Source organism: Microbacterium neungamense, from assembly GCF_024971095.1.
Classification (GTDB): Bacteria; Actinomycetota; Actinomycetes; order Actinomycetales; family Microbacteriaceae; genus Microbacterium; species Microbacterium neungamense.
Map to the genome: position 1 here is coordinate 1,306,547 of NZ_CP069717.1, position 25,135 is coordinate 1,331,681.

Consider the following 25,135-nt stretch of genomic DNA (forward strand, 5'->3'; position numbering starts at 1 on the left):
GGGCGCGCCGTAACGTGCACGCAACACATCCCGCCATCCGCGGAAACGTCGCAGGCACACACTGAAGCTCACTTCTTCCCGAAAGTGAGGTTCGACATGGATGCACCGGGCAACATCTCCTGGGCCGTGACCGCGACGGCGCTCGTGCTGCTGATGACGCCGGGCGTGGCGTTCTTCTACGGAGGCTTGGTCAAGGCCAAGAGCGTGATCAGCATGATGATGATGAGCTTCGGCTCGATCGGCCTGATCGCGGTCCTCTGGATCCTCTACGGCTTCTCGATGAGCGCCGTGGACGACCCCGGCCAGTTCGCCGGGAACCCGTTCGCCGACTTCGGCCTGGTGTCCGCGGCGAGCGGAGCGGGCGCCAACGTCGCCCTGCTCGGCATCGCCTACGGCGCGACGTTCGCGATCATCACCGTGGCCCTGATCTCCGGCGCGATCGCCGACCGGGCGCGGTTCGGCCCGTGGCTGATCTACGTCGGCCTGTTCGGCACGCTCGGCTACTTCCCGATCGCGGCCTGGGTGTGGGGCGGCGGCTGGATCATGAACCTGGGCGCCATGCTCTTCGGCGAGGAGAGCGGCCTGGCCGTCATCGACTACGCCGGGGGCCTGGCCGTGCACACCACCGCGGGCGCCGCGGCGCTCGCCCTGGCGATCGTGCTGGGCAAGCGGATCGGCTTCCAGAAGGGCATCCAGAAGCCGCACAACGTGCCGCTCACCCTGCTGGGCGCCTCCCTGCTGTGGTTCGGCTGGTTCGGCTTCAACGCCGGCGCCGAGTGGCTGTCCGAGGACATGGGCAAGGTCGGCCTGATCGCGATCAACACCCTCGGCGCGACCGCCGCCGCCATCCTCGGCTGGATCCTGGTGGAGAAGCTCAAGGAGGGCAAGGCGACTTCGATCGGCGCCGCGTCCGGGGCCGTGGCCGGGCTTGTGGCGATCACCCCGGCGTGCGCGAACCTGACCCCCGGCTGGGCCCTGCTGCTGGGCGCGCTGTCCGGCGTCGCCTGCGCCCTCGCCGTCGAGCTGAAGTTCCGCCTCGGCTTCGACGACTCCCTCGACGTCGTCGGCATCCACCTCGTCGGCGGTCTGCTCGGCACGCTGTACCTCGGCTTCTTCGCCACCGGCCAGGGCTTCTTCACCGGCGGCGACCTGCGCCTGCTGGCCCTGCAGGCGATCGCGGGCGTGGGAGTGCTGCTGTACGCCTTCGTCACCTCGCTCGTGATCGGCCTCGCCATCGAGAAGACGATCGGCTTCCGCGTCACCAGCGAGGACGAGATCGCCGGCGTCGACTTCGTCGTCCACGGCGAGGAGGGATACGTCCTCACCGAGTCCTGACCGCCCGGCTAGGGTGGCGGGGTGACGTCCTCCAAGAGCATCCTGTCCACCCTGGCCGGCATCCTCCTCAAGGCCCTGTCCCGCGAATCCAGAGCCACCCCCGTCGAGCCGCGCCGTCCGAACGCCACCCTGCGTCCGGACGGCGTCGGCGCGCGTGAGGGACGACGCGGCGGGGAGGCGGATGCCGGGCGGATGCCGGGATCGGAGACGATCCGCGTCGAGCCCGAGCGGGTGGACGATGTCTCCGTGGGGTACTCGCCGACGCGGAACAGCCTGCCTGACTCGGGCGAGGTGATCTGGACCTGGGTGCCCTACGAGGAGGGCGACGGCCGCGGCAAGGACCGGCCGGTGCTCGTGATCGGCCGGCAGTCGGACGACCGGGTGTACGCGGTGCGGATGACGAGCCGGCCGCACGACGGCGACCGGGACTACATCGGGATCGGGTCGGGGGAGTGGGACAGCCGGGGCCGGGAGTCCTGGGTGGACATCGAGCAGCTGTACAGCGTGCACCGCGACGGGATGCGCCGGGAGGCGGCGGTGCTCGACGAGGCGCGCTACGGACGCGTCGCGGAGGCGCTCATCCGCCGGTACGGCTGGGCGCGGGCGTAGCCGCCGGATCCCGTGCGACAGCGGCGGCCGCCCCGGAACCGTTAGCACCCGGCACAGGCGCGCACAACCCTCCTGCGCGCGGGGACGAGCGCGATCATCCTTGCTGACGTGGGCAGGATGTCGGCCGGATGGTACGAGGTCGCGCCGGGAGTGCACCGGCTCGGCCTCGCCGAGGTGAACTGCTACCTGGTGGTCACCCCCGACGGCATGACGCTCGTCGACGCCGGCCTGCCACGGACGGGGCGTGTGCTGGACGTCGTACTGGATCACCTCGGGGCGCGGCGCAGCGACATCGACGCGGTGCTGTTCACGCACGGCCATTTCGACCACGTCGGCATGGCGCGGCGGCTCGTGGACGAGTCCGGCACGCCGCTGCTGGTGCATCCGCGGGACGCCGAGATGCTCCGGCATCCGTACCGCTACGGGCACGAGCGGCCGCGGAGCGCGTACCCGATCCGGTACCCGCGCGCGGTCCCCGTGCTCGCCGCGATGGCGGCCGCCGGCGCCCTGATGGTGCGGGGCGTGGAGGCGGCGCCGCGCGGCTGGTCGCGCGCGCGGCCACCGCCGACAGCGCGCAGGCACTGGACGCCCTCGACGTGTTCCGGGAGGCGGATGCCGCGGTGCTGCTACCCGGCCACGGGGTGCCCTGGCGCGACGGCGTGGCGTCAGCGATCACGGCGGCGCGCCGCGCGGGCATCCGCTGAGCGAGCCGGAGACGAGGAAACCCCGGGAGATCCCGGGGTTCCGATGCGGTGGGCGATACCAGACTCGAACTGATGACCTCTTCCGTGTGAAGGAAGCGCGCTACCAACTGCGCCAATCGCCCGTGTGGAGTTGTCGCGTGCCGCGGGGGCACAGGTAAAGAGCATACCCGATCGGCGGCCCGTGCATGACACGGGCCGCCGTCCCGGGCGTGGCGGGGAGGCGCGACGCAGACACGCCCGAGGGCCGGTCACGGTTTGGCGATGCGCGGATCCTCGGCTAATGTATTGGAAGTGCCCGGGACACCGGGAACGAAATGCGGATGTAGCGCAGTTGGTAGCGCATCACCTTGCCAAGGTGAGGGTCGCGAGTTCGAGTCTCGTCATCCGCTCGAGTGCAGGAGCCCCCTTCGGGGGGTTTCGGCATGTGGGTTCGAATCCACCTCGCGGTGGCGTGGCCGAGAGGCTAGGCACCGGCCTGCAAAGCCGTTTACACGGGTTCGAATCCCGTCGCCACCTCGGCACAACTGAATAGCCCACGGGCGCGATTGGCGCAGCGGTAGCGCGCTTCCCTGACACGGAAGAGGTCACTGGTTCGATCCCAGTATCGCGCACCACCGGAAACCCCCGGTTCGCCGGGGGTTTCGTCGTCTCCGGGGCCCTCAGCGGATGTCGATGAGCATGCCGTCCTGCGGCTGTGCCGGGATGCGGCGCAGGCTGATCCGCAGATCCTGGTCGGGAACGGTGTACCAGCCGCGATCCGACAGCTCCTCCAGCGCCGCGGCGACGAGGTCGGTCGTCGCCCGCTCGCCGGGGCAGTGGTGCGAGGTCAGCATGTCGCCGACGCCCTGCGCGACCACGGCGTGGTCCGGCGCCTTCTCGAAACGCGCCGGGTCGAACCGCTCCGGCTCGCCCCAGATGCGCGGGTCGTGATCCGTGCCGTACAGATCGAGCAGCATCCACCGGCCGGCCGGGAAGCGCTCGCCGCAGAGGTGGAACGGCCGGGTCGAGACACCGCCGATCATCGGGAAGAACGGGTAGAAGCGGCGGATCTCCTCGGCCATCCAGCCGGTGAGGATCTCGTCGTTGCGGATGCGGCGCGCCCATTCCGGCCGGCGCTGCAGCGCGTGACCGGCGAAGGCGATGAACCGGGCCACCGCGACCACCGGGCGGACCAGGTTCAGCAGCTCGACCGCGGCGATCGGCGCCGGCAGCATCCGCCCGTCCTCTCGGAAGTGCGACACGCGCCCCACCGCGGTCTCCTCGTCGCCCCAGGCCCGCGCATCCTCCACCATCCGCCGCGCCCACGCCTCGGCCCGGCGGCGCCGCACGCGGGCGGCCCAGTTCACCGGACCCACGCTCGCGGCCCGGTCCACCATCACCCGCAGGTCGCCGGCGAGGGTCGCGTCGCCCGCCGCCGACGGCAGGCCGACCCAGCGCAGCGCGGCCCGGGCCAGGGCATCCGTGCCGAGGTCGAGCAGCGACACCCGTGAGCCGCGCCGGCGCTCTGCCGCGGCCTCCCACTCCTCGTGGAACAGGTCCACCAGCGGCGCCCGCCCGTGCAGGGCGATCTCGACCATCAGCTCCTTGCGCGCGTCGTGCCGAGGGCCCTCCAGCGACTGCACGCTGCCTTCGTCCTGCAGCAGATGCGAGGCCGAGCGCGGGACGGCGCCGGTGCGCTGGAAGCCGCTGCCGAACACGTGCACGGCCTCGGCGCCGCGGGCGACGACGACGTTGCGCCCGAGCAGGCGCGTGCGGAACGCGTCGGCCCCGGCATCCCGATAGCCGCGGATGCCGAACAGATAGCCGTCGCGGACGAAGCGGAGGGCCGCCTCGCGCACGAGCGGCGGCACTCCCGTCGGGGTCTCAGCCATGATCCTGTCGCTCTCTCGGATGGCGTCCCGGCCCAGGACGGACAGTTCGTCCCAGAAGTGGGCGATGGTGCGCGCGCCGGCCAGCAGCGTGTCGATGTCGACGCTTTCGTCGGCGCCGTGCCAGCCGCCCTCGGGCGGTCCTGTGCCGAGGAAGTACACCGGCACGTGCAGACGCGTGGACAGCAGCTCGGCCGGTCCGCCGCCGGCATTGCCCATCCGCCCCCGCGGTGCCGTGCCGAAGCCGGCGGCGAGAGCGCGCTCGAGGGCGTCCAGGACCGGCCCTGAGGGAGAGACGAGCGGCTCCTGCGCGATCGCCTCGTCGACGCTCAGCTCGTAAGCCGCGTCGTCCGGCACGGCGTCGGCGACGAACCTGCGCAGCTGGTCGGCCACCCGCTGGATCCGCTGCCGGGGAACGGTGCGGATGCTGAGGGTCGCCCGCGCCGGGATCACCGAGCGATCGAAGTCGCCAGGGTCTCCCGACAGCAGGGACAGCACCTCGACGGTGAGTCGCGCCCAGAGCCGCTCCAACGGCGTGAAGCCGCGCTCCCCAGTGATCTGCCGGGTGCCGGTGCGCTCCGTCCAGGCATCCGCGTCGTACGGGAGTGCCGCGAGTTCGCGCCGGCGCTCCGCGCTGAGCGGCTCGACGTCGTCGTAGAACCCGGGAAGGGCGATGCGTCCTTCATCGTCGTGGATCCGGCTGAGCAGGCGCGCGAGTGCGAACGCGGGGTTGAGGGTGACGCCGGAGGCCACCCTGCTGTGGACGTCGCGCTCCGGCCCGACGACCGTCACGGTGGCGGTCAGGATGCCGCGGATGGACGTCACCGGCGCGGGGGCGTCGTCGCGCCATTGCAACGTGTCGGAGAACACGACGAGGTCGCAGGCGAGATCATCGGCGTGCTCCGCGATGAGCTGGGCCAGGTGAGGCGAGCCCATCTCCTCCTCGCCTTCGACGAGGAACACGACGTTGACGGGGTGCGGGGATGCGGCGCGGTGCGCACGCAGCGCCCAGAGGTGGGCGAGCACCTGCCCCTTGGCGTCGGAGGCGCCGCGCCCGTAGAGCCGCCCGTCCCGTCGCGCGGCCGTGAATGGATCGGTCTGGTGCCACTGCTCGGGCTTGGCGTGACGCACATCGTGATGGCTGTAGACGAGCACGGTGGGCGCCGCCGGATCGCGGGCGCCCTCGCCGAGGACGGCCCACGCGTCCCCGGTCGGCAGGATCCGCGCCTCCAGGCCCGCGGCGCGCATCGCAGAGGCCAGCCAGTGCGCGGATCGCGCCATGTCGGCCCGGCGTGCGGGATCCGCCGCCACCGACGGGATGCGCACCCATCATCCTGGCCATCACCGGCGGTCTCGTGCAGTCCCTGCAGTTCCTGCTCTGGGTCGGGCTCGTCCTCCTGGCCATCGCGGTGATCGCCTGGCTGATCCGCGCGATCTCGGGACGCAACACGAGCGTATGACCTCGGACCCGGCATCCCGGGCCGAGGGGATGCCGCTGGTGCGAGACCTCGATGATCTCGAAAGCCTTGTGCGAGCTCATCGGGGTCTCGCCGTCCGTTATTCGAAGGGGTGGGGCGACGACCGCATCGCGTGGGTGCTCACCGGGCGGATCGTGGGCCGGGGCCCCGACTGCGAGCCGCTGCTCGACGACGTGCGGCCGGTCGCCCAGCTCGCGCCGGAAACTGCTGGAGGAGGCGGAGCGCGTCTACCACGAGCGGTTCCACGTGGGGCGGGACTCCACCGGCTGAGCAGGCCCTCCGGCCGCTCATCCGGGTCGCGGCGTGGCGGTAGCCTAGAAGCGACCTGGATGGAGACCTTCTGTGCCTGAGAACGCCCAGCCGACCGCCGAGAAGCGCGACGGCTTCGCCCTGTTCCCCGATCGCTCGGTCGTCGCGATGCGCGTCGGCGGCGTCCTGAAGGACTTGGCGGCCACGGTGACCGAGACGGACGACGTCGAACCGGTCACCATCGACAGCGAGGAGGGGCTGAGCATCCTCCGCCACTCCACGGCGCACGTGCTCGCGCAGGCCGTGCAGCGCATCAAGCCCCAGGCGAATCTGGGCATCGGCCCGCCCATCACCGACGGCTTCTACTACGACTTCGGCGTGGACACCCCGTTCACCCCGGAGGATCTGAAGGCCATCTCGAAGGAGATGCAGCGCATCATCCGCGAGGGTCAGCGCTTCGTGCGCCGCGTCGTCACCGACGAAGAGGCGCGCGCCGAGCTCGCCGACGAGCCGTTCAAGCTCGAGCTGATCGGCCTGAAGGGCCCGGGCGCGGGGAACGCCGCCGACGGGGCATCCGTGGAGGTCGGCGAGGGCGAGCTGACGATCTACGACAACGTCACCCGCGACGGCGAGGTGGTCTGGAAGGACCTCTGCCGCGGCCCGCACCTGCCGAACACGCGCATGATCGGCAACGGCTGGGACCTCACCCGCGTCGCGGCCGCGTACTGGCGCGGCAGCGAGAAGAATCCGCAGCTGCAGCGCATCTACGGCACCGCGTGGCCGAGCAAGGACGAGCTGCGGGCCCACCAGCAGCGGCTCGAGGAGGCCGCCAAGCGCGACCACCGGCGCCTGGGCGCCGAGATGGACCTGTTCTCCTTCCCGGACGAGGTCGGCCCGGGGCTGGCCGTCTTCCACCCCCGCGGCGGGATCGTCCGGTACGAGATCGAGCGGTACATGCGCGAGCAGCTGCTCGCCCACGGCTACGAGATGGTGAACAGCCCGCACATCACCAAGGGCGACCTGTTCGTCACCAGCGGGCACATGCAAACCTATGCGGACGGCATGTACCCGCCCATGCACCTCGACGCGATCGTCGACGAGGAGGGCAACGTCACCCGGCAGGGCCAGGACTATTACCTGAAGCCGATGAACTGCCCGTTCCACAACCTCATCTACCGCTCGCGCGGCCGCAGCTACCGCGAACTGCCGCTGCGGCTGGCGGAGTTCGGCACGGTGTACCGCTACGAGAAGAGCGGCACCCTGTCCGGGCTGACGCGCGTGCGCGGCCTCACCCAGGACGACGCGCACATCTACGTCGCCCAGGACCAGGTGGAGGCCGAGCTCACCCGCAACCTCGAGTTCGTGCTGAAGGTGCTCCGCGACTACGGCCTGGACGACTTCTACCTCGAGCTGTCCACGAAGGACGACAGCAAGGACAAGTTCCTCGGCTCCGACGAGCAGTGGGAGGTCGCCACCGAGACGCTGCGGCGGGTGGCCCTGGCATCCGGGCTCGAGCTCGTGCCGGATCCGGGCGGGGCGGCGTTCTACGGGCCGAAGATCTCGGTGCAGGCGCGCGACGCGATCGGCCGCACCTGGCAGATGTCCACGATCCAGCTGGACTTCAACCAGCCGGAGCGCTTCGAGCTCGAGTACACCGGCCCGGACGGGCTGAACCACCGGCCGGTGATGATCCACCGCGCGCTGTTCGGCTCGATCGAGCGGTTCTTCGCGATCCTGCTCGAGCACTACGCCGGCGACTTCCCGCTCTGGCTGGCGCCCGCCCAGGTGGTCGGCGTGCCGGTGGCTGAGGAGTACGCGCCGTACCTGGACGACGTCGTGGGGCGGCTGCGCGCCGCCGGCATCCGCGCCGAGGTGGACCATTCCGACGACCGGATGCAGAAGAAGATCCGCAACCACACCACCGCGAAGGTGCCGCTGATCCTCATCGCGGGGGAGCAGGACCGTGCCGCGGGCACGGTGTCGTTCCGGTTCCGCGACGGCTCTCAGGAGAACGGCGTGCCGCTGGACGAGGCGATCGCGCGCATCCGCCGGGCGGTGGAGAGCCACACGCTCGTGCGCACAGCGGAGGATCTGGCGTGACGGAGGACGGCGCGCAACTCGCCGGCGTGCCGGACGAGTTCCAGCGGCTGTGGACCCCGCACCGGATGGCGTACATCCAGGCGGGGCGGGAGCCGCTGCGTGAGGAGTGCCCGTTCTGCGAGGCGCCGAAGCATCCGGACCCCGAGCGGCTCATCGTCGCGCGCGGCGAGACCGCGTTCGTGCTGCTGAACCTGTTCCCGTACAACTCCGGTCATCTGCTGGTGTGCCCGTACCGGCACATCGCCACGTACGACCAGGCCAGCCCGGAGGAGGTCGCCGAGATCGGCGCGCTCACCCAGACCGGGATGCGGGTGCTGCGGGAGGTGTCGCGCTGCGACGGCTTCAACCTGGGCATGAACCAGGGCGCCGTGGCCGGTGCCGGCGTGGACGCGCACCTGCACCAGCACATCGTGCCGCGGTGGTCGTCGGATGCGAACTTCTTCCCGATCATCGCCAAGACGAAGGCGCTGCCGCAGCTGCTCGGCGAGGTCCGTGAGGCCGTCGCCCACGCCTGGCCCCGCTGAACGCCTCGCCGCCTGGCTCTGTTTGTGCCGTTCTGCGGACCGCGGGGTCAGCGGACCCGGCGGGCGGTGAACTGGAGGCGCGGGTTCGCGTAGAACTCCTGCGACTCGATCAGCTGCAGCTCGCGCTCACCGGAGTCCAGCGTCGTCTGCAGCAGGTCGAACACGCTCGACACGGTGCGCTCGAGCGCCGTCCTGGCATCGCCCGTGCCGACGTAGTGCGCGGTGAACAGCGCCGCGGTGACATCGCCGGAGCCGTTCGCCTTCATCGGCAGGTGCGGCGTGGACACCAGCCACGCGCCCTTGTCGTCCACGGCGAGCATCTCGATGGTGCCCTCCTCGCGATCCGGGCGCTCCACGCTGGTCACCAGCACGGTCGAGGGCCCCATCGCCCGCGCGGCGTCCACCGAGGCGAGCGTCGATTCCAGATCGGCGGGCTCGGTGCCGGTGAGGTAGCCGAGCTCGAACTGGTTCGGCGTGATGATGTCGGCCACCGGCACCACGCGGTCGCGCAGCAGGTCGGGGATCGCCGGGGGCGACGAAGCATCCGGACTTGGCGTTGCCCATCACCGGGTCGCACGCGTACACGGCATCCGGGTTCGCGGCCTTCACCCGCGACACGGCGTCGATGATCACATCCGCGATGCCCTCGCCGCCCTGATAGCCGCTGAGCACGGCGTCGATCTGCGGCAGGACCCCGCGCTCCTCGACGCCGGTGATGACCTCGCGCACATCCGCCGGGTCGATCAGCGGACCGCGCCACGCGCCGTACCCGGTGTGGTTGGAGAAGTTGACCGTGTAGACCGGCAGCACCTCCACGCCGATGCGCTGCAGCGGGAACACGGCCGCGGAGTTGCCCACATGGCCGTAGGCGACGGCGGACTGGATCGAGAGGATCTTCATCCCGCCATCCTCTCATTCCGCCCGGCGCACCCCCGGCAGCCGACCCGGGCGATGTGCCCGGCGGCGCATCCGTCAGCGCGCCGCGCTCATCGGGCTGCGGCGGCGAGGTCGTCGAGCAGCCGCTCGGCCGCCTCGTCGTCGAGATCGTGCACGGTCAGCCGCAGGTGGCGGGATGCCGGCCCGGCGTCGTCCAGCCGGAACTCGTCGCCGGTGCGCGCGAGCCAGCCGCGCCGCATCAGCGCCTCCGCGGCCCGGCGGGCCGGCACATCGAGCTCGACCCACAGGCTGAGGCCGTCGGCGGAGGAGGTGCGGATGCCGCGCGCTGCCAGTCCCGCCGCGAACGCGGCGTTGCGGTCGGCGTAGTGCCGGCCGGCGGCGTCGATCCGCTGCCGCACCTGCGGGTCGGTGAGCTGCGCGTGCGCGAGCCGCTGCAGCAGATGGCTGACCCACGTCGTTCCGGGGCTGAGCCGCATCGCCAGCCGCTCGGCGGTGGTCGGATCGGTGGCCGCGATGGCCAGGCACATGTCCGGCCCGAGGAACTTCGACACCGAGCGCACCAGCGCGTAGCGCCGGTGCCCGGGCCCGATCAGCGTCGCGTAGGGATGCTGCGACAGCAGCGAGAAGTGGTCGTCCTCGATCACCAGCACGTACGGATGCGCGGCGAGCACTTCCCGCAGCGCCGCCGCGCGGGCGGGGGAGAGGCTGACGCCGGTCGGGTTCTGCGCCCGGGGCGTGCAGATCACGGCCCGCACGCCGGCGTCGAGAGCGGCGCGCAGCCCGTCCACGGTCATGCCCTCGTCGTCCACGGGCACCGGGACGGCGCGATAGCCGCCGAGGCGCACGGTGTGGATGCTGGCGAGGAAGCAGGGGTCCTCCAGGGCGACGGCGTCGTCGCGCAGAAGCGCCTGCGCGAGCAGCCGCTCCACGGCGTCCACGGCGCCGCTGGTGACGCTGATCCGCAGATCGTCGCGGCCGAGGTCGGCGCGCGCCCACTCCTCGGCCCAGGCCTCGAGACCGGCGTCGATCACCGGCTCGCCGTAGAGCACGGGCCGCCCCACGATGCGGCCGAGCGCCGGTGTCGGGTCCGGGATGAGCCGGGGGTCGGGGTTGCCGGAGCCGACGTCCTGCAGCACGGTGTCGTGCGCGACGCCCTCCTGGGCGAACGTCTCGGCGCCGGCGACCACGGTGCCGGCGCGGCCGCGGGAGACGACGAGACCGGCCTGAGCCAGCTGCCGGTAGGCGGAGACCGCCGTGTTCCGGTTCACGCCCAGCCGCGCCGCCAGCTCGCGCACGGGCGGCAGGGCGTCGCCAGGGCGCAGCATCCCGCGTTCCCGCAGCGACCGCACGCTGTCGGCGATCTCGGCGGCGGTCGTCCCGGTGATCACGTCGTCCATCGTCACGAGTCTACGGGGCATCCGGGCCGGTGCTATGGTTTGACATAGGCCAAACCCGACTTTGTCACAAGGAGTGACCATGACCACCCTGGAAGAGCTCAGCACCCCGACCACCGGCTCGCAGCGCGTCAAGCGCGGCCTGGCCGAGATGCTCAAGGGCGGCGTCATCATGGACGTCGTCACCCCCGATCAGGCGAAGATCGCCGAGGATGCCGGCGCCGTCGCCGTCATGGCGCTCGAGCGGGTCCCCGCGGACATCCGCGCACAGGGCGGCGTCTCGCGGATGAGCGACCCGGACATGATCGACGGCATCATCGACGCCGTCTCGATCCCGGTGATGGCGAAGGCGCGCATCGGGCACTTCGTCGAGGCGCAGGTGCTGCAGGAGCTGGGCGTGGACTACATCGACGAGTCCGAGGTGCTCTCCCCGGCGGACTACGTCAACCACATCGACAAGTGGCAGTTCACCGTCCCCTTCGTGTGCGGGGCGACCAACCTCGGCGAGGCCCTGCGCCGCATCACCGAGGGTGCGGCGATGATCCGCTCCAAGGGCGAGGCCGGCACCGGCGACGTCTCGGAGGCGATGAAGCACATCCGCAAGATCCGCGGTGAGATCGCCGCCCTGCAGTCGCTGGCCAAGGATGAGCTGTACGTCGCCGCCAAGGAGCTGCAGGCGCCGTACGACCTGGTCGCCGAGGTCGCCGAGACCGGCAAGCTGCCCGTCGTGCTGTTCGTCGCCGGCGGCGTGGCTACGCCCGCGGATGCCGCGATGATGATGCAGCTGGGCGCGGACGGCGTGTTCGTGGGCTCGGGCATCTTCAAGTCCGGCGACCCCGTCGCGCGGGCCGCCGCCATCGTGAAGGCGACCACGTTCTACGACGACCCGAAGGTGATCGCCGACGTGTCGCGAGGGCTGGGCGAGGCGATGGTCGGCATCAACGTCTCCGACCTGCCGGCGCCGCACCGGCTCGCCGAGCGTGGCTGGTAACCCCCGGGTCGGCGTCCTCGCGCTGCAGGGCGACGTGCGCGAGCACGCCGCCCTGCTCGCCGGGCTCGGCGCCGACGTCGTGGCGGTGCGCCGGCCGCAGGAGCTCGCCGGCGTGTCCGGGCTGGTCATCCCCGGCGGCGAGTCGACCGTGATCGACAAGCTCTCCCGCATCTTCGGCCTGCAGCAGCCCATCCGCGACGCGATCCGCGACGGGATGCCGGTGCTCGGCACGTGCGCGGGCTTGATCATGCTCGCCGACACGGTGCGGGACGCCATCGAGGGGCAGCAGACCTTCGGCGGGCTCGACGTCGTCGTGCGCCGCAACGCCTTCGGACGGCAGACCGAATCGTTCGAGGCCGAGCTGGACGTGCCGGCGCTCGGCCCGGCGCCGGTGCACGCGGCGTTCATCCGCGGCCCGGTCGTGGAATCCGTCGGACCCGCCGCCACCCCGCTCGGCGCGCTCGAGGACGGGCGGGTCGTCGCGGTCGAGCAGGGCGGCCTGATCGGGCTGAGCTTCCATCCGGAGATCTCCGGGGAGACCCGGTTCCACCGCCGCTTCCTGGATCACGTCCACGCGCGCCGGACCGGCCCCGTCCCCGCGGCGCTCACGCGCGCAGGGCGCTGAGCTCCGCGGTCGCCGGCGGCGTCGACCGCCCGAGCGGGCCCCGCGGCCGCCGGACGAGGCGCCGTCGCGGACGCATAGAATGGACGACGCCCTCTTTCCGAACGGGGGCGGAACACACGAGCGGAGAGATATGTCCGGGCACTCCAAGTGGGCGACGACCAAGCACAAGAAGGCCGTCATCGACGCGCGCCGCGCGAAGTCGTTCGCCAAGCTCATCAAGAACATCGAGGTCGCCGCGAAGCTCGGCGGGCCCGACCTGGCCGGCAACCCGACGCTCTACGACGCCGTCCAGAAGGCGAAGAAGACCTCGGTCCCCAACGACAACATCGACCGCGCGATCAAGCGCGGCGCCGGCATCGGCGGCGAGGCCGTCGAGTACCAGAACATCACGTACGAGGGGTACGGCCCCTCCGGCGTCGCCCTGATGATCGAGGTGCTCACCGACAACAAGAACCGCGCCGCCGCCGAGGTGCGCACCGCGCTCAGCCGCAACGGCGGCACGCTCGCCGACCCGGGCTCGGTGGCCTACAACTTCAGCCGCAAGGGCGTCATCGTCGTCTCCGGCGAGGGCACCACCGAGGACGACGTGATGATGGCCGCGCTCGAGGCGGGCGCGGAGGAGATCGAGCCGCACGCCCAGGGGTTCGAGGTCATCACCGACCCGTCGAACATGGTCGAGGTGCGCAAGGCGCTGCAGGAGGCGGGCCTCGACTACGAGTCCGCCGACGTCGAGTTCGTGCCGAACCTGAAGGTGGAGATCGACGCCGACACCGCCCGCAAGGTGTTCCGGCTCATCGACGCCCTCGAGGACAGCGACGACGTGCAGAACGTCTACAGCAACTTCGACTTGTCTCCCGAGGTGCAGGCGGAACTCGAGACCGACGACGAGTGACGCGTCTGGTCGCTTCGATCGCTCGCTCGACGACCGGTGGCATCGCGAATCGCGCGCTGCTGTGACGCTGCCCGCGCGTCCTCGACGTGACGCCGGCGGGCGCGCATAGCCTGGGGGAGTGACCTCCCTGCGCGTTCTCGGCATCGACCCGGGCCTCACCCGCTGCGGCGTCGGCATCGTCGACGTCGACCGGTCGCGCCGCGTGACGCTGGTGCACGTCGGGGTGGTGCGCACGCCGGCGGATGCCGACATCTCGGTGCGTCTGGCCCGCGTCGCGGCCGGCATCCGAGCCGTGATCGAGGAGCACCGCCCGCAGGCCGTCGCAGTCGAGCGGGTGTTCGCCCAGCACAACGTGCAGACCGTGATGGGCACCGCCCAGGCATCCGGCGTCGCCCTGCTCGTCGCCGCCGAGGCCGGGCTGCCCGCGCAGACCCACACCCCGAGCGAGGTGAAGGCCGCCGTCACCGGCTACGGCTCGGCCGACAAGCGCCAGGTGCAGTCGATGATCGCGCGGATCCTGCGCCTGGACGCCGCGCCGCAGCCCGCGGACGCCGCCGACGCCCTCGCGATCGCGCTGTGCCACGCGTGGCGGCAGGGCTCCGCGTCCGCTCCCGGCTCCGGCGCGCTCACCCCCGCGCAGCGGGCCTGGGCCGAAGCGGAGCGTGTCGCTCGAACGTATGTACGACCTGCTCGTTAGGCTATACCCATGATCTCCTCCCTGCGCGGCACGGTGCTGCACACCGCCTCCGACCACGTCATCGTCGAGACCGGCGGTGTCGGGTTCGCCGTGTTCGTCCCCGGCGACGTCGCACACACCGCGATCGTGGGGGAGCAGCTGCAGCTGCACACCAGCCTGATCGTGCGCGAGGACGCCCTGACGCTGTACGGGTTCGCCGACCGCGACGAGCTGGAGATCTTCGGGCAGCTGCTCAGCGTCACCGGCGTCGGCCCCAAGTCGGCGCTGGGGGTGCTCTCGCACCTCACCGTCGACCAGATCGCCGAGGCGGTGGGCGGCGAGGACGACGCGCCGTTCCGGCGGGTCTCCGGCATCGGCCCGAAGACCGCCAAGCTGATCGTCGTCCAGCTCGCGGGCAAGGTGCGGCCCCGCGTCGCCTCCGCTCCGGCACCGGCCGCCGTCTCCTCGGTCACCGAGCAGGTCGCCGCCGCCCTCGTCGGGCTGGGCTGGTCGGAGAAGGTCGCCGCCGAGGCCGCCGCGCAGACCGCGCAGGACGCGACGGATGCCGAACGCGAGTCCGTGTCCGCACTGCTGCGCCGCACCCTGGCGGCGCTGGGGCCGGGGGCGCAGCGTGTCTGAGGCGCGCGACGCGGCCGAGCCGCTGGACGAGACCGAGCTGGCGATCGAGGGCGCGCTGCGGCCCTCGAGCCTGGGCGAGTTCGTCGGGCAGCCGAAGGTGCGCGGCCAGCTGCAGCTGCTGCTCGAGGCCGCCCGCATCCAGGAGCGCCCGGCCGACCACATTTTGCTCGCCGGCCCTCCGGGCCTGGGCAAGACCACGCTGGCGATGATCGTCGCGCACGAGAGCCGGCGCCCGCTGCGCCTGTCCAGCGGTCCGGCCATCCAGCACGCCGGCGACCTGGCGGCCCTGCTGTCCAGCCTCACCCCCGGCGAGGTGCTGTTCATCGACGAGATCCACCGCATGGCCCGCTCCGCGGAGGAGATGCTGTACCTGGCGATGGAGGACTTCCGCATCGACATCATGGTCGGGAAGGGCGCCGGCGCCACCAGCATCCCGCTCGACCTCGCACCGTTCACGCTCGTCGGCGCCACCACGCGCTCGGGCCTGCTGCCCAATCCGCTGCGCGACCGTTTCGGCTTCACCGGTCATCTGGAGTACTACGGCGAGGACGAGCTGGAGCGCGTGATCGCCCGCTCCGCCACCGTGCTGGGCGTGTCGCTGCCCACCGACGCCCTCGCCGAGATCGCGCGGCGCTCCCGCGGCACTCCGCGCATCGCCAACCGGCTGCTGCGGCGGGTGCGCGACTACGCGCTCGTGCACGGTCAGGGCGCCTCGGCGACCCTCGCCGACGTCCGCGCGGCCCTCGAGCTCTATGACGTCGACGCGATCGGCCTCGACCGCCTCGACCGCGCCGTGCTCGACGCCCTGGTCCACCGCTTCCGCGGCGGGCCGGTCGGGCTGAGCACCCTGGCGGTCGCCGTGGGCGAGGAGGCCGAGACGGTGGAGAGCGTCGTGGAGCCGTACCTGGTGCGGATCGGATTCCTCGGTCGCACCCCCCGCGGACGCATCGCCATGCCCGAGGCGTACGCGCATCTCGGCGTGCCACGCGCCGAGGGGGCGGCATTGTTCGATGACCTATAATCGCTGAAGGCTTCCCGCCCCCTCCGCACCGCCGCGCACGGCGGTCGCCCTTCGAAAGGCTCCATCCTCATGGAAATCATCCTCTTCGGCCTGCTCGCCGTGATGCTCGTGTTCATGTTCGTCAACACCCGCAAGCGGCAGAAGCAGATGAAGGCCGAGCAGGAGGAGAAGGCGGCCAAGTCCGTCCCCGGCGCGCGCGTCCTCCTGCAGGGCGGCCTGTACGGCACCATCGTCGAGTACGACGCGGTCGACCTGGACAAGCCGGCCCGCATCGAGATCGCCCCCGGCGTCGTGATCGACGTGCACAGCCAGGCGATCCTGCGCATCGTCGAGCCGACGGATGCCGTCGCGGGCACGACCGCCGCGGACGCGACCCTCGCGGACGACGCGGACGCGACTGTCACCGCCGAGGCCGGTGCCGCCGCCCCGGTGATCGAGGACGAGGCGCGACCGGCCGACGCCGCGCCGTCGCGACCGGAGACGCCGGAGGAGACCCGCGCCCGGCTGGAGCGCGACGGCGACATCTGACGCGGATCTGATCCTCGGAAAGCGGGACTTCGTGGCAACATCCTCTCCGGTCCGCCATGCCTGGCGGGTCCTCCTCGGCCTGCTCCTGGTCACAGCGGCGCTGTTCGGCGTGAACGCGCTGGGCGTGCACGTGTTCGGCAAGAGCTCGTGGACGCCCGAGCTGGCCCTCGACCTGCAGGGCGGCACCCAGATCATCCTGGGCGCCCAGACCGAGGACGGGGCCGACCCCAGCCAGGAGCAGCTGGACCAGGCCGCCGCGATCATCCGCCAGCGCGTCGACGCCTCCGGCGTCGGCGAGTCCGACATCACCACCGAGGGCGGACGCAACATCGTCGTCCAGGTGCCCGGCGCGGTGGACGACGAGACCCGGGCGCGGATCCAGGCATCCGCGCAGCTGGAGTTCCGCGCCGTGCTCGCGGCCACCGACGCCGCCACCGAGTTCGTCGGCGAGGACGGCAACGCCACGCCGTACCCCACGCCGGCCGACACCATGAACGCGGTCCCCACGCCCGAGCCCACCGACGCCAGCGACCCGGCGTGGGCGACCGAGCGCGTGCAGGCCGAGTTCCTCTCCCACGACTGCTCCGCCGAGCGCGACCCCGCCGAGGCCCCGAAGGACCAGCCGCTGGTGGCCTGCGACCCCACCGGCCAGGTCAAGTACCTCCTCGGCCCGGCCGAGCTGGACGGCTCCGTCATCGACGACGCCGTCGCCGGCCGCGACCCCACCTCGGGCGCGTGGACCGTGCAGCTCACGCTCGACGAGAAGGGCACCGAGGTCTTCGGCGACATCAGCGTCCGCCTGAACCAGAACCGGATCGCCGGCCTCACCCCGCGCGACCAGTTCGCCTTCGTGCTGGACGGCACCGTCATCTCCGCCCCGCGCATGGAGGCGGCGATCATGAACGGCCGCCCGAGCATCTCCGGGTCGTTCACCCAGGAGTCGGCCACGGTCCTCGCCGACCAGCTGCGCTACGGCGCACTGCCGCTGAGCTTCACCGTGGAGAGCTCCGACACCATCTCGGCGACGCTCGGGTCGCAGCAGCTGCAGATCGGCCTGATCGCCGGCCTCATCGGCCTCGCCCTCGTCGCCGTCTACTCGCTGCTCAGCTACCGCGCCCTCGGCTGGGTGATCATCGCGTCCATCGCGGTGATGGGGGTGCTGACCTACATCATCGTCTGCATCCTCGCCTGGCGGATGGGCTTCCGCTTGTCGCTCGCCGGCGTCGCGGGTCTGATCGTGTCGATCGGCTTCACCGCCGACTCGTTCATCGTCTACTTCGAGCGCATCCGCGACGAGCTGCGCGACGGCAAGTCGGTCACCGCCGCCGTCGAGGACGGCTGGGGGCGCGCGAAGCGCACCATCTACATCTCGAAGTCGATCAACGTGCTGGCCGCGGTCGTGCTGTACATCCTCGCCGACGCCACCGTGAAGGGCTTCGCGTTCACGCTGGGCCTGACCACGCTCATCGACGTGTTCATCTTCGTGATCTTCACGCATCCGGTGATGCAGCTGCTGGTGCGCACCCGTTTCTTCGGCGGCGGGCACCGCCTCTCCGGTCTCGACCCGGAGTCGCTCGGCGCCGTGTACCGGGGCCGCTCGCAGTACCGCGCCGTCGCCACCGGCCCGGCCGGGCGCGCGGCCCGCAACAAGGCCTCCCGCGCGGAGGCCGACCGGCGCCAGACCATCGCCGAGCGCAAGCGCGCCGAGGCTCTCGCCGCACAGGGCGCGGATGCCGGAAAGGACCGGGACGCCTGATGTTCTCCATGAACGAGTTCGGCAACAAGCTCTACTCCGGGAAGGTGTCCTTCCCGTTCGTCGCGAAGCGGCGGCTGTGGTTCCTCATCGCGATCCTGCTCGTGGTCGGCTCCGCCCTGGTGCCGCTGATCCGCCCCATCCAGTTCTCGATCGAGTTCACCGGCGGCTCGCAGTTCACCGTGCAGGCGCCGGAGAGCACGGACCAGGGCCGCGCGACGGATGCCGTGCGCTCGATCGTCCCCGAGGCGACCACCAAGGTGGTCATCGTCGGCGGCCGCGACGTGCGGGTGCAGACCGATCAGATGAGCCCGGAGGAGACGCAGCAGGTCGCCGCGGCCCTCGCCGAGGCGTACGACGTCCCCGCCGACGAGGTGGCGAACTCGTTCATCGGCCCGGCGTGGGGTGAGAACGTCACGCGCCAGTCGCTGTGGGGCCTGGCGATCTTCCTCGCCCTCACCTTCCTGATCCTGGCGATCTACTTCCGCACCTGGAAGATGTCGGCGGCAGCCATCATCGGCCTGCTGGACGTGCTCGTGATCACGATCGGCGTCTACGCGCTGGCCGGCTTCGAGATCTCGCCCGCCGCGGTGATCGGCTTCCTGACGATCCTCGCCTATTCGCTGTACGACACCACCGTCGTGTTCGACAAGATCCGCGAGAACACCACCGAGGACGGCGAGCAGAGCAGCCGCACCTTCGGCGAGTCGGTGAACCTCGCGGTGAACCAGACCCTGATCCGCTCGATCAACACCTCGGTCGTGGCCGCGCTGCCGGTCGGCGCGATCCTGTTCATCGGCGCGTTCTGGCTGGGCGCGGAGACGCTCACCGACATCTCGCTGTCGATCTTCGTCGGCATCATCGTGGCCACCTACTCCACGCTGTTCGTCGCTGCGCCGCTGTACTCGCTGCTGCGGGAGAGGGAGCCCGCCATCGCGGAGCGGGACGCGAAGGTCCTCGAGGCGCGGCGTCCGGCCGCCCGCGTCTGATGGGAGCGGGGATCCGCGCCCGGGCCCCGCGTAGGATGTTCTGATCCGGGGAGGTGAACGGCATGGCGGATTCGCAGACGACGTCGCAGGGTTCGAGCCTGCGCCGGCTGGTGCCGCGCATCTTCTCGCGCGCCCCGCGCGTCAACGACCTCGACAACCTGATCCGCACCGTCCGGGCCAACCACCCCCGCGGCGACCTGCCGATCATCGAGCGCGCCTACGCGGTGGCGAAGGAGAAGCACTCCGGCCAGTTCCGCCAGAGCGGTGAGCCGTACATCACGCATCCGCTCGCCGTGGCGCAGATCCTCGCCGAGCTCGGGCTGGGGCCGCGCGCGATCGCCGCGGCCCTGCTGCACGACACCGTGGAGGACACCGGCTACGCCCTCGCCGAGCTGACCGCCGAGTTCGGCGACGAGGTGGCGATGCTGGTCGACGGCGTCACCAAGCTCGACAAGGTGAAGTACGGCGAGAGCGCCCAGGCCGAGACGGTCCGCAAGATGATCGTGGCGATGTCGAAGGACATCCGCGTGCTCCTGATCAAGCTCGCCGACCGGCTGCACAACGCCCGCACCTGGGGCTTCGTGCCGCCGGAGAAGGCGGCGAAGAAGGCCAAGGAGACGCTGGAGATCTACGCCCCGCTGGCGCATCGCCTCGGCATCCAGACGATCAAGTCGGAGCTGGAGGACCTGTCCTTCGCGGTGCTGCATCCGAAGATCTACGCCGAGATCAACAGCCTCATCGCGCAGCGCACCCCGCAGCGCGAGAAGTACCTGCAGCAGGTGATCGAGGCGATCGACGACGACCTGCGTGAGCTCCGCATCCGCGGCAAGGTGGTCGGCCGCCCCAAACAGCTGTACTCGGTGTACCAGAAGATGGTCGTCCGCGGCCGCGAGTTCGACGACATCTACGACCTCATCGGCATCCGCGTGCTGGTGAACTCCGTGCGCGACTGCTACGCCGTGCTGGGGGCGATCCACGCGCGGTGGACGCCGCTGCCGGGCCGGTTCAAGGATTACATCGCCACCCCGAAGTTCAACCTGTACCAGTCGCTGCACACCACGGTGATCGGCCCCGGCGGTCGCACCGTGGAGATCCAAATCCGCACGCACGAGATGCACCAGCAGGCGGAGTTCGGCGTCGCCGCGCACTGGATGTACAAGGAGCGGGTGAACGGCGGCAAGGTGGAGGCGCGGGCCACCGACACGGACATGGCCTGGCTGGCGCACATCTCGGACTGGCAGGCGGAGACCGCCGACCCGAGCGAGTTCCTGGACTCGCTACGCTTCGAGATCGGCGCCAAGGAGGTCTACGTCTTCACGCCGAAGGGCCGGGTGATCGGGCTGCCCGCCGGCGCCACACCGGTGGACTTCGCGTACGCGGTGCACACCGAGATCGGCCACCGCACCATGGGGGCCAAGGTCAACGGCCGTCTGGTGCCGTTGGAGTCGGAGCTGCGCAGCGGCGACGTCGTGGAGGTGTTCACCTCCAAGAACCCGGATGCCGGACCCAGCCAGGACTGGCTGAGCTTCGTGAAGAGCACCAGGGCGCGGAACAAGATCCGCGGCTGGTTCACGAAGGAGCGGCGCGAAGAGGCCATCGAACAGGGCAAGGAGGCCATCGCCCGGGCGATGCGCCGGCAGAACCTGCCTCTGCAGCGCCTGATGAGCCAGGAGTCCTTCGCCGAGGTCGCGCATCAGCTGAAGTACGAGGACGTCTCCGCGCTGTACGCCGCGGTCGGCGAGGGGCACGTGTCGACGCAGTCCGTGCTCGAGAAGGTGACCGCCCTCGTCTCCGCGTCGGAGGACACCAGCACCGGCGCCATCCAGCTGCCAGGGCGGATGCCCGCGCGCGAGCCGCGCGGCGGCGACTCCGGGGTGCTCGTGCGCGGCGCCTCGGACATCCTCGTCAAGCTCGCCCGCTGCTGCACCCCGGTGCCCGGCGATCCCATCGTCGGCTTCGTCACCCGCGGCAGCGGCGTGTCCGTGCACCGCGCGGACTGCGTGAACGTGAAGGCCCTCGGCGAGCAGACCGACCGCTTCGTCGAGGTGGAGTGGGCGCCGACCACGAAGAGCGTGTTCCGGGTTCAGATCCAGGTGGAGGCACTCGACCGCGCCGGCCTGCTCTCCGATGTGACGCGCGTGCTCAGCGAGCACCACGTGAACATCCTCTCGGCCACCGTCTCGACCACCGAGGAGCGCCTCGCCCTCAGCCGATTCGTGTTCGAGATGGGCGACGCGGTGCACCTGGACCGGGTGCTGAACGCGGTGCGGCGCATCGACGCCGTATACGACGTCTACCGGGTCACCACGTCCTGATCCCGGCGCCGGCGGTGACCTCGTCCAGCAGGGTCAGGGCGGCGCGGCGGCCCGGATGCTTGCGGTGCGCCGCGATGCGGGCGCGCACCGTCTCCGCGACGCCGGGGGAGAGGGCGAGCACGGCGCGCAGCCACGGCACGTGCTCCGGATGCCGCGGCGCGGCCAGGGCGAGTTCCAGAGCGCAGGCGTCGAGGGTGGCGACGGCGATGCCGCCGATCGTCGTGACGTCCTCCGGCGGCAGCAGCACGTCGTGGTGCACGACGCGCCCCGACGGCGGCGTGCGCAGCCGCACGGCGCTGGTGCGGCGCACGTGGTGCACGGCCGGCGGCCGGTCGCCGGCGCCGTGCACCCACGCGGCGCTGGGCCCGCAGGCCGCGGTCCGCGGCGGCACCAGCTCCGCGATGCCGGTGGCTCGGGCATCCGGCCCCTCCACGGTGTCGGCCGGCATGTAGCCCTCGCCGACCTCGACCACGTGCCCGTCCAGCCGGGCTGCGGTGAGCTCGGGCAGGGTCAGCCGGATGCCGGGGCGGTAGAACAGCGCAGGGTGCATGCACACAGTGTGGGCCGTGCGCTCCCGCCAGGGGAGGGCACGGCCCACACTGTGGATAACGCCGGCCGGCACGGCGCTCAGCCGCCGAGGGCGCTGAGCCAGGCGCGACGGGCGGCCAGCGCCTCGGTCGCCTCCTTGATCGCCTTGGCGTCGCCGGCCTTCTCGGCCGCGGCGAGCTCCGCCTCGAGCTTCTCGATGGCCTCGATCAGCTGGGCGCTCATGTCGTTCGCGCGCGCCTTGGTCTCGGGGTTGTTGCGCTTCCAGTCGACGTCCTCACGCGCTTTCAGCTCCTGCTCGATGACGCGGAGGCGGTCGTCGAGGGCGCGCTCCTTCTCGCGCGGGAAGATCCGCCCGACCTCGTCCCACTGGCGCTGGATGCGGGTGAGCAGCGCGCGGGCGCGCTTCAGGTTCTTCTCCTCGCCGACGGCCTTGGCCTCCTCGAGCAGCGCCTCGCGGGCCGCGATCTTCGGGGCGGAGTCCGCCTCCTCGGCGGCGGCCTGCTCGGCGCGCGCGGCGTAGAGGGCGTCGCCGGCGGCCTTGAACCGGGCCCACAGCGCGTCGTCGACCTTGCGCCCCGCGCGACCGGCGGCCTTCCACTCGTCCAGGAGCGCACGGTAGGCCGGGATGGCGTCCACACCGCGCGGCGCCAGGGCCTCGGCCTTCTCGACGAGCCGGGTCTTCGCGTCGCGGGCGGCCTTGTGCGTCTCGTCCAGCTCGGAGAAGAACGCACGCCGCGCCTTGTCGACGGTGGCGCGCGCGTCGCGGAAGCGCTTCCACAGCTGCTGCGCGACGCCCTTGGGCAGCCGCGGACCGTTCTGCTGGTGGGCCTGCCACTGCTCGAACAGCGCCGCCATCTCGGCGGTGACCTGCTTCCACTGCACCTTGGCCAGATCGCGGGCGGCGATCTCCTCCGCCTTCTCGGCGATCGCGGTCCGCTCGGCGATCGCGGCGTCGAGCGCCTCCTTCGCAGCCTGGGCCTCCTGTGCGGTGGCCTCGGCCAGCGAGGAGATCAGCGCCTCGGTGCGGGTGCGCAACCCGGCCAGGTCGCCCACGGCGGCTGCGCCGTTGATCTCGCCGAGCAGGTGGGTGGCTTGCTTGGACAGGTCGGATGCCGAGGCGCCGCCGCCCTGCGCGCGGGTCTCAAGGGTGCCGAGCTTGAGCGCGAGGTCGTCGTACTTGCGCCCGAAGTAGGCGAGCGCCTCCTCGGGGGTGCCGTCCGGGTACTGGCCGACCGGCCGCCAGTCGTCGCCGTCGCGCACCTCGACCGTGCCGTCCTCGGCGACGCGGCCCCACTTCTCGACGTCGGCGTTCGTCGGGGCGACCGCGGCCGCGGGAGGGACGACCGGGGCTGCCGCCTTGCGCGGCATCGGGACGCGGGGAGGAGCGGGAACACGCGGAGGAGCGGGCACCGGCGGTCCCGGAACCGGAGGCGCCGGCTTCGCCTTCGCGTCGTCCGCGTCGTCCTTCGCCGGGTCCGCGTCGTCCTTCGCCGGGTCCGCGTCGTCCTTCGCCGGGTCGGCGAGCGCCGGCTCCGACGATGCGGCGTCGGCGCTCGGCTCCTGAGCGGCGGCAGCGTCGGTGCTCGGAGCGTCGGTGCTCGGGACCTCGGTGCTCGGAACCTCGGCGTTCGTCGGCGCGGGGGTGGCGGACTCGGGGGTGGCGGACTCGGGGGTGGACGGCTCAGTGGCAGACACGGTGTGCTCCTTGCGCGGGGATGCCGCGGAGGGGGTAAGGACGGAGTTCAGCCTAGTACGACGCATCCGCGCCGGTCGCGTGTCCGGAGGGCGCACGCTCACACCGTCGTTATCGGTTTGCGAGGAGAACGTTCGCTCGGCGTAACGCGACGCGGCCGGTTCGGGACACATCGCGCTCCTACCGTCGGGAGCAGTCGCATCCCCGACGTGAGGAGCCGCAGTGACCGTGCAACAGCCTGCCGAGATCGTCGTCGCCGGAGCCGGGATGGTCGCCCACCGGTTCGTGGAGAGCCTGCTCAGCCGCGACGCCGCCGTCCGCGTCACGGTGGTCGGCGAAGAGCCCCTGGGCCCGTACGACCGGGTCGGTCTGACCGGGTTCCTCGACGGCGCCACCGTCGACGACCTGGCCCTCGACCCGGCGGTGTTCGACGACGACCGGGTGACGCTGCTCACCGGGGAGCGCGTGCAGCGCATCGACCGCCGCGATGCGCACGCCGTGACGCGCTCCGGCCGCCGCCTCCGCTACGACACCCTGGTGCTCGCCACCGGCTCGTCCGCCGCGCGCGTCGCCGTTGATGGCGCCGACCTGCCGGGCTGCTTCGTCTACCGCACCCTGGACGACGTCCGCGGCCTGCGGGACTTCGTGCGCCGCCGCGGCGCCGAGCTCGGCCGGCCGCTGCGCGGCGCCGAGATCGGCGGCGGCCTGCTCGGACTGGAGGCGGCGGGCGCGCTGCAGGGCCTCGGCGTCGACTGCACCGTCGTGCAGTACTCGGACCGGCTGATGTCGGCGCAGCTCGACCCCGCCGCCGGGCGGATGCTGCGCCGGCTGATCGAGGCGCGCGGCATCGCCGTGCGGACGGAGGCGCGCACCACCCGGCTCGACCCGGACGCCTCCGGCCAGGTCACCGGGCTCGAGTTCCAGGACGGCAGCCTGCACGAGGCCGACGTCGTCGTCTTCACCGTCGGTGTGCGGCCCCGCGATGAGCTCGCCCGGGAGGCCGGACTCGCCGTGCACCCGCGCGGCGGCGTCCTCATCGACGAACACTGCACCACCAGCGACCGGCGCATCCTCGCCATCGGCGAAGTGGCCTGCTTCGAGGGCAGGACGGTCGGGCTGGTCGCGCCCGGGTACGCGATGGCGGAGGTCGCCGCGAGCCGGCTTCTCGGCGGCGACGCCCGGTGTTCGTCGACACGGTGACCGCGAAGGCGGCGGCGATGGTGAGCAGCGCCGCGCCCATGAACGAGCGGATCAGCGTGTCGCGGGCGGACATCTGGATCTTGTAGGCGCCGGCGTCGACCATGCG

21 protein-coding genes, 4 tRNA genes and 1 pseudogene are annotated in these 25,135 nt (G+C 71.7%); 20 read left to right on the forward strand and 6 right to left on the reverse strand.

Annotated features, from left to right (window positions below; translation table 11 throughout):
- Positions 1–96 precede the first annotated feature (96 nt).
- The 3 genes from JSY13_RS06255 (at position 97) to JSY13_RS06265 (ending at position 2,721) form a co-directional block, all read left to right on the forward strand.
- On the forward strand, positions 97–1,335 hold the full coding sequence (locus tag JSY13_RS06255; protein ID WP_259605898.1) for an ammonium transporter: 1,239 nt from the start codon (positions 97–99) through the stop codon (positions 1,333–1,335).
- Positions 1,336–1,356: 21 nt separating this feature from the next.
- A complete protein-coding gene (locus JSY13_RS06260) occupies positions 1,357–1,944 on the forward strand; it encodes a type II toxin-antitoxin system PemK/MazF family toxin (protein WP_259605899.1) in 588 nt (195 codons plus the stop codon).
- A 117-nt stretch (positions 1,945–2,061) separates the two neighbouring features.
- Positions 2,062–2,721, forward strand: a complete 660-nt coding sequence (locus JSY13_RS06265) for an MBL fold metallo-hydrolase (RefSeq protein ID WP_336297670.1) — start codon at positions 2,062–2,064, stop codon at positions 2,719–2,721.
- Here JSY13_RS06265 and JSY13_RS06270 read toward each other — a convergent pair.
- A tRNA-Val gene (locus tag JSY13_RS06270) sits at positions 2,698–2,770 on the reverse strand. The two genes, JSY13_RS06265 and JSY13_RS06270, sit on opposite strands and share 24 nt — an antisense overlap.
- Before the next feature lie 194 nt (positions 2,771–2,964).
- Here JSY13_RS06270 and JSY13_RS06275 point away from each other — a divergent pair.
- From JSY13_RS06275 to JSY13_RS06285, 3 genes are all read left to right on the forward strand, one after another.
- A tRNA-Gly gene (locus tag JSY13_RS06275) sits at positions 2,965–3,037 on the forward strand.
- Positions 3,038–3,093: 56 nt separating this feature from the next.
- A tRNA-Cys gene (locus JSY13_RS06280) sits at positions 3,094–3,164 on the forward strand.
- A gap of 23 nt (positions 3,165–3,187) precedes the next feature.
- Positions 3,188–3,262: transfer RNA gene (locus tag JSY13_RS06285), tRNA-Val, on the forward strand.
- A gap of 45 nt (positions 3,263–3,307) precedes the next feature.
- Here JSY13_RS06285 and JSY13_RS06290 read toward each other — a convergent pair.
- A complete protein-coding gene (locus JSY13_RS06290) occupies positions 3,308–5,842 on the reverse strand; it encodes a M20/M25/M40 family metallo-hydrolase (RefSeq protein WP_259605900.1) in 2,535 nt (844 codons plus the stop codon).
- Between the two features lie 163 nt (positions 5,843–6,005).
- Between JSY13_RS06290 and JSY13_RS06295 the strand changes: the two genes are divergently transcribed.
- From JSY13_RS06295 to JSY13_RS06305, 3 genes are all read left to right on the forward strand, one after another.
- Entirely contained in the window at positions 6,006–6,344 is a 339-nt protein-coding gene (locus tag JSY13_RS06295) for a DUF6098 family protein (RefSeq protein WP_259608144.1), read from the forward strand.
- Between the two features lie 67 nt (positions 6,345–6,411).
- Positions 6,412–8,343 (forward strand): threonine--tRNA ligase, encoded by a 1,932-nt coding sequence (gene thrS / locus JSY13_RS06300; RefSeq protein ID WP_259608145.1) that lies wholly within the window; start codon positions 6,412–6,414, stop codon positions 8,341–8,343.
- On the forward strand, positions 8,340–8,867 hold the full coding sequence (locus JSY13_RS06305; RefSeq protein WP_259605901.1) for an HIT family protein: 528 nt from the start codon (positions 8,340–8,342) through the stop codon (positions 8,865–8,867). Before thrS ends, JSY13_RS06305 begins: the two co-directional genes overlap by 4 nt.
- Positions 8,868–8,914: 47 nt before the next feature.
- Here the strand turns inward: JSY13_RS06305 and pdxY are convergent.
- Both pdxY and JSY13_RS06315 read right to left on the reverse strand, forming a co-directional pair.
- A pseudogene (gene pdxY / locus JSY13_RS06310) lies at positions 8,915–9,767 on the reverse strand (pyridoxal kinase PdxY).
- A gap of 86 nt (positions 9,768–9,853) precedes the next feature.
- Entirely contained in the window at positions 9,854–11,161 is a 1,308-nt protein-coding gene (locus JSY13_RS06315; protein ID WP_259605902.1) for an aminotransferase class I/II-fold pyridoxal phosphate-dependent enzyme, read from the reverse strand.
- Positions 11,162–11,240: 79 nt separating this feature from the next.
- On the opposite strand from JSY13_RS06315, the gene pdxS reads away from it, so the two are divergent.
- The 10 genes from pdxS to JSY13_RS06365 all read left to right on the forward strand — a co-directional run bounded on the left by pdxS (position 11,241) and on the right by JSY13_RS06365 (position 21,587).
- Positions 11,241–12,149 (forward strand): pyridoxal 5'-phosphate synthase lyase subunit PdxS, encoded by a 909-nt coding sequence (gene pdxS, locus JSY13_RS06320; protein ID WP_259605903.1) that lies wholly within the window; start codon positions 11,241–11,243, stop codon positions 12,147–12,149.
- Positions 12,139–12,774: a pyridoxal 5'-phosphate synthase glutaminase subunit PdxT gene (gene pdxT / locus JSY13_RS06325; RefSeq protein WP_259605904.1), complete on the forward strand. Its 636-nt coding sequence runs from the start codon at positions 12,139–12,141 to the stop codon at positions 12,772–12,774. The genes pdxS and pdxT overlap by 11 nt, the downstream gene beginning before the upstream one ends.
- A 130-nt stretch (positions 12,775–12,904) precedes the next feature.
- Positions 12,905–13,666, forward strand: coding sequence for a YebC/PmpR family DNA-binding transcriptional regulator (locus JSY13_RS06330; RefSeq protein WP_259605905.1), 762 nt, complete (start codon positions 12,905–12,907; stop codon positions 13,664–13,666).
- Between the two features lie 118 nt (positions 13,667–13,784).
- Positions 13,785–14,363 (forward strand): crossover junction endodeoxyribonuclease RuvC, encoded by a 579-nt coding sequence (ruvC, locus tag JSY13_RS06335; RefSeq protein WP_259605906.1) that lies wholly within the window; start codon positions 13,785–13,787, stop codon positions 14,361–14,363.
- Between the two features lie 9 nt (positions 14,364–14,372).
- Positions 14,373–14,981, forward strand: a complete 609-nt coding sequence (ruvA, locus tag JSY13_RS06340; RefSeq protein WP_259605907.1) for a Holliday junction branch migration protein RuvA — start codon at positions 14,373–14,375, stop codon at positions 14,979–14,981.
- Positions 14,974–16,002 carry a Holliday junction branch migration DNA helicase RuvB gene (gene ruvB, locus JSY13_RS06345; protein WP_259605908.1) on the forward strand — a complete coding sequence of 343 codons (1,029 nt, stop codon included), beginning with the start codon at positions 14,974–14,976 and terminating at the stop codon, positions 16,000–16,002. The genes ruvA and ruvB overlap by 8 nt, the downstream gene beginning before the upstream one ends.
- 69 nt (positions 16,003–16,071) lie before the next feature.
- Positions 16,072–16,530: a preprotein translocase subunit YajC gene (locus JSY13_RS06350; protein ID WP_259605909.1), complete on the forward strand. Its 459-nt coding sequence runs from the start codon at positions 16,072–16,074 to the stop codon at positions 16,528–16,530.
- A 31-nt stretch (positions 16,531–16,561) separates the two neighbouring features.
- On the forward strand, positions 16,562–18,286 hold the full coding sequence (gene secD / locus JSY13_RS06355) for a protein translocase subunit SecD (protein ID WP_259605910.1): 1,725 nt from the start codon (positions 16,562–16,564) through the stop codon (positions 18,284–18,286).
- Positions 18,286–19,272 (forward strand): protein translocase subunit SecF, encoded by a 987-nt coding sequence (gene secF, locus JSY13_RS06360; protein ID WP_259605911.1) that lies wholly within the window; start codon positions 18,286–18,288, stop codon positions 19,270–19,272. The genes secD and secF overlap by 1 nt, the downstream gene beginning before the upstream one ends.
- 62 nt (positions 19,273–19,334) lie before the next feature.
- Positions 19,335–21,587 carry a RelA/SpoT family protein gene (locus JSY13_RS06365; protein WP_259605912.1) on the forward strand — a complete coding sequence of 751 codons (2,253 nt, stop codon included), beginning with the start codon at positions 19,335–19,337 and terminating at the stop codon, positions 21,585–21,587.
- Here JSY13_RS06365 and JSY13_RS06370 read toward each other — a convergent pair.
- The gene (locus tag JSY13_RS06370; protein ID WP_259605913.1) at positions 21,574–22,137 is read right to left on the reverse strand and encodes a type IV toxin-antitoxin system AbiEi family antitoxin; all 564 of its coding nucleotides are present in this window, start codon (positions 22,135–22,137) and stop codon (positions 21,574–21,576) included. The genes JSY13_RS06365 and JSY13_RS06370 overlap by 14 nt on opposite strands.
- Positions 22,138–22,214: 77 nt before the next feature.
- Complete coding sequence (locus JSY13_RS06375) at positions 22,215–23,831, reverse strand: DUF349 domain-containing protein (protein ID WP_336297671.1); 1,617 nt, start codon at positions 23,829–23,831, stop codon at positions 22,215–22,217.
- A gap of 220 nt (positions 23,832–24,051) precedes the next feature.
- Between JSY13_RS06375 and JSY13_RS06380 the strand changes: the two genes are divergently transcribed.
- Entirely contained in the window at positions 24,052–25,029 is a 978-nt protein-coding gene (locus JSY13_RS06380) for an NAD(P)/FAD-dependent oxidoreductase (protein WP_432806390.1), read from the forward strand.
- Positions 25,030–25,135: the final 106 nt, after the last annotated feature.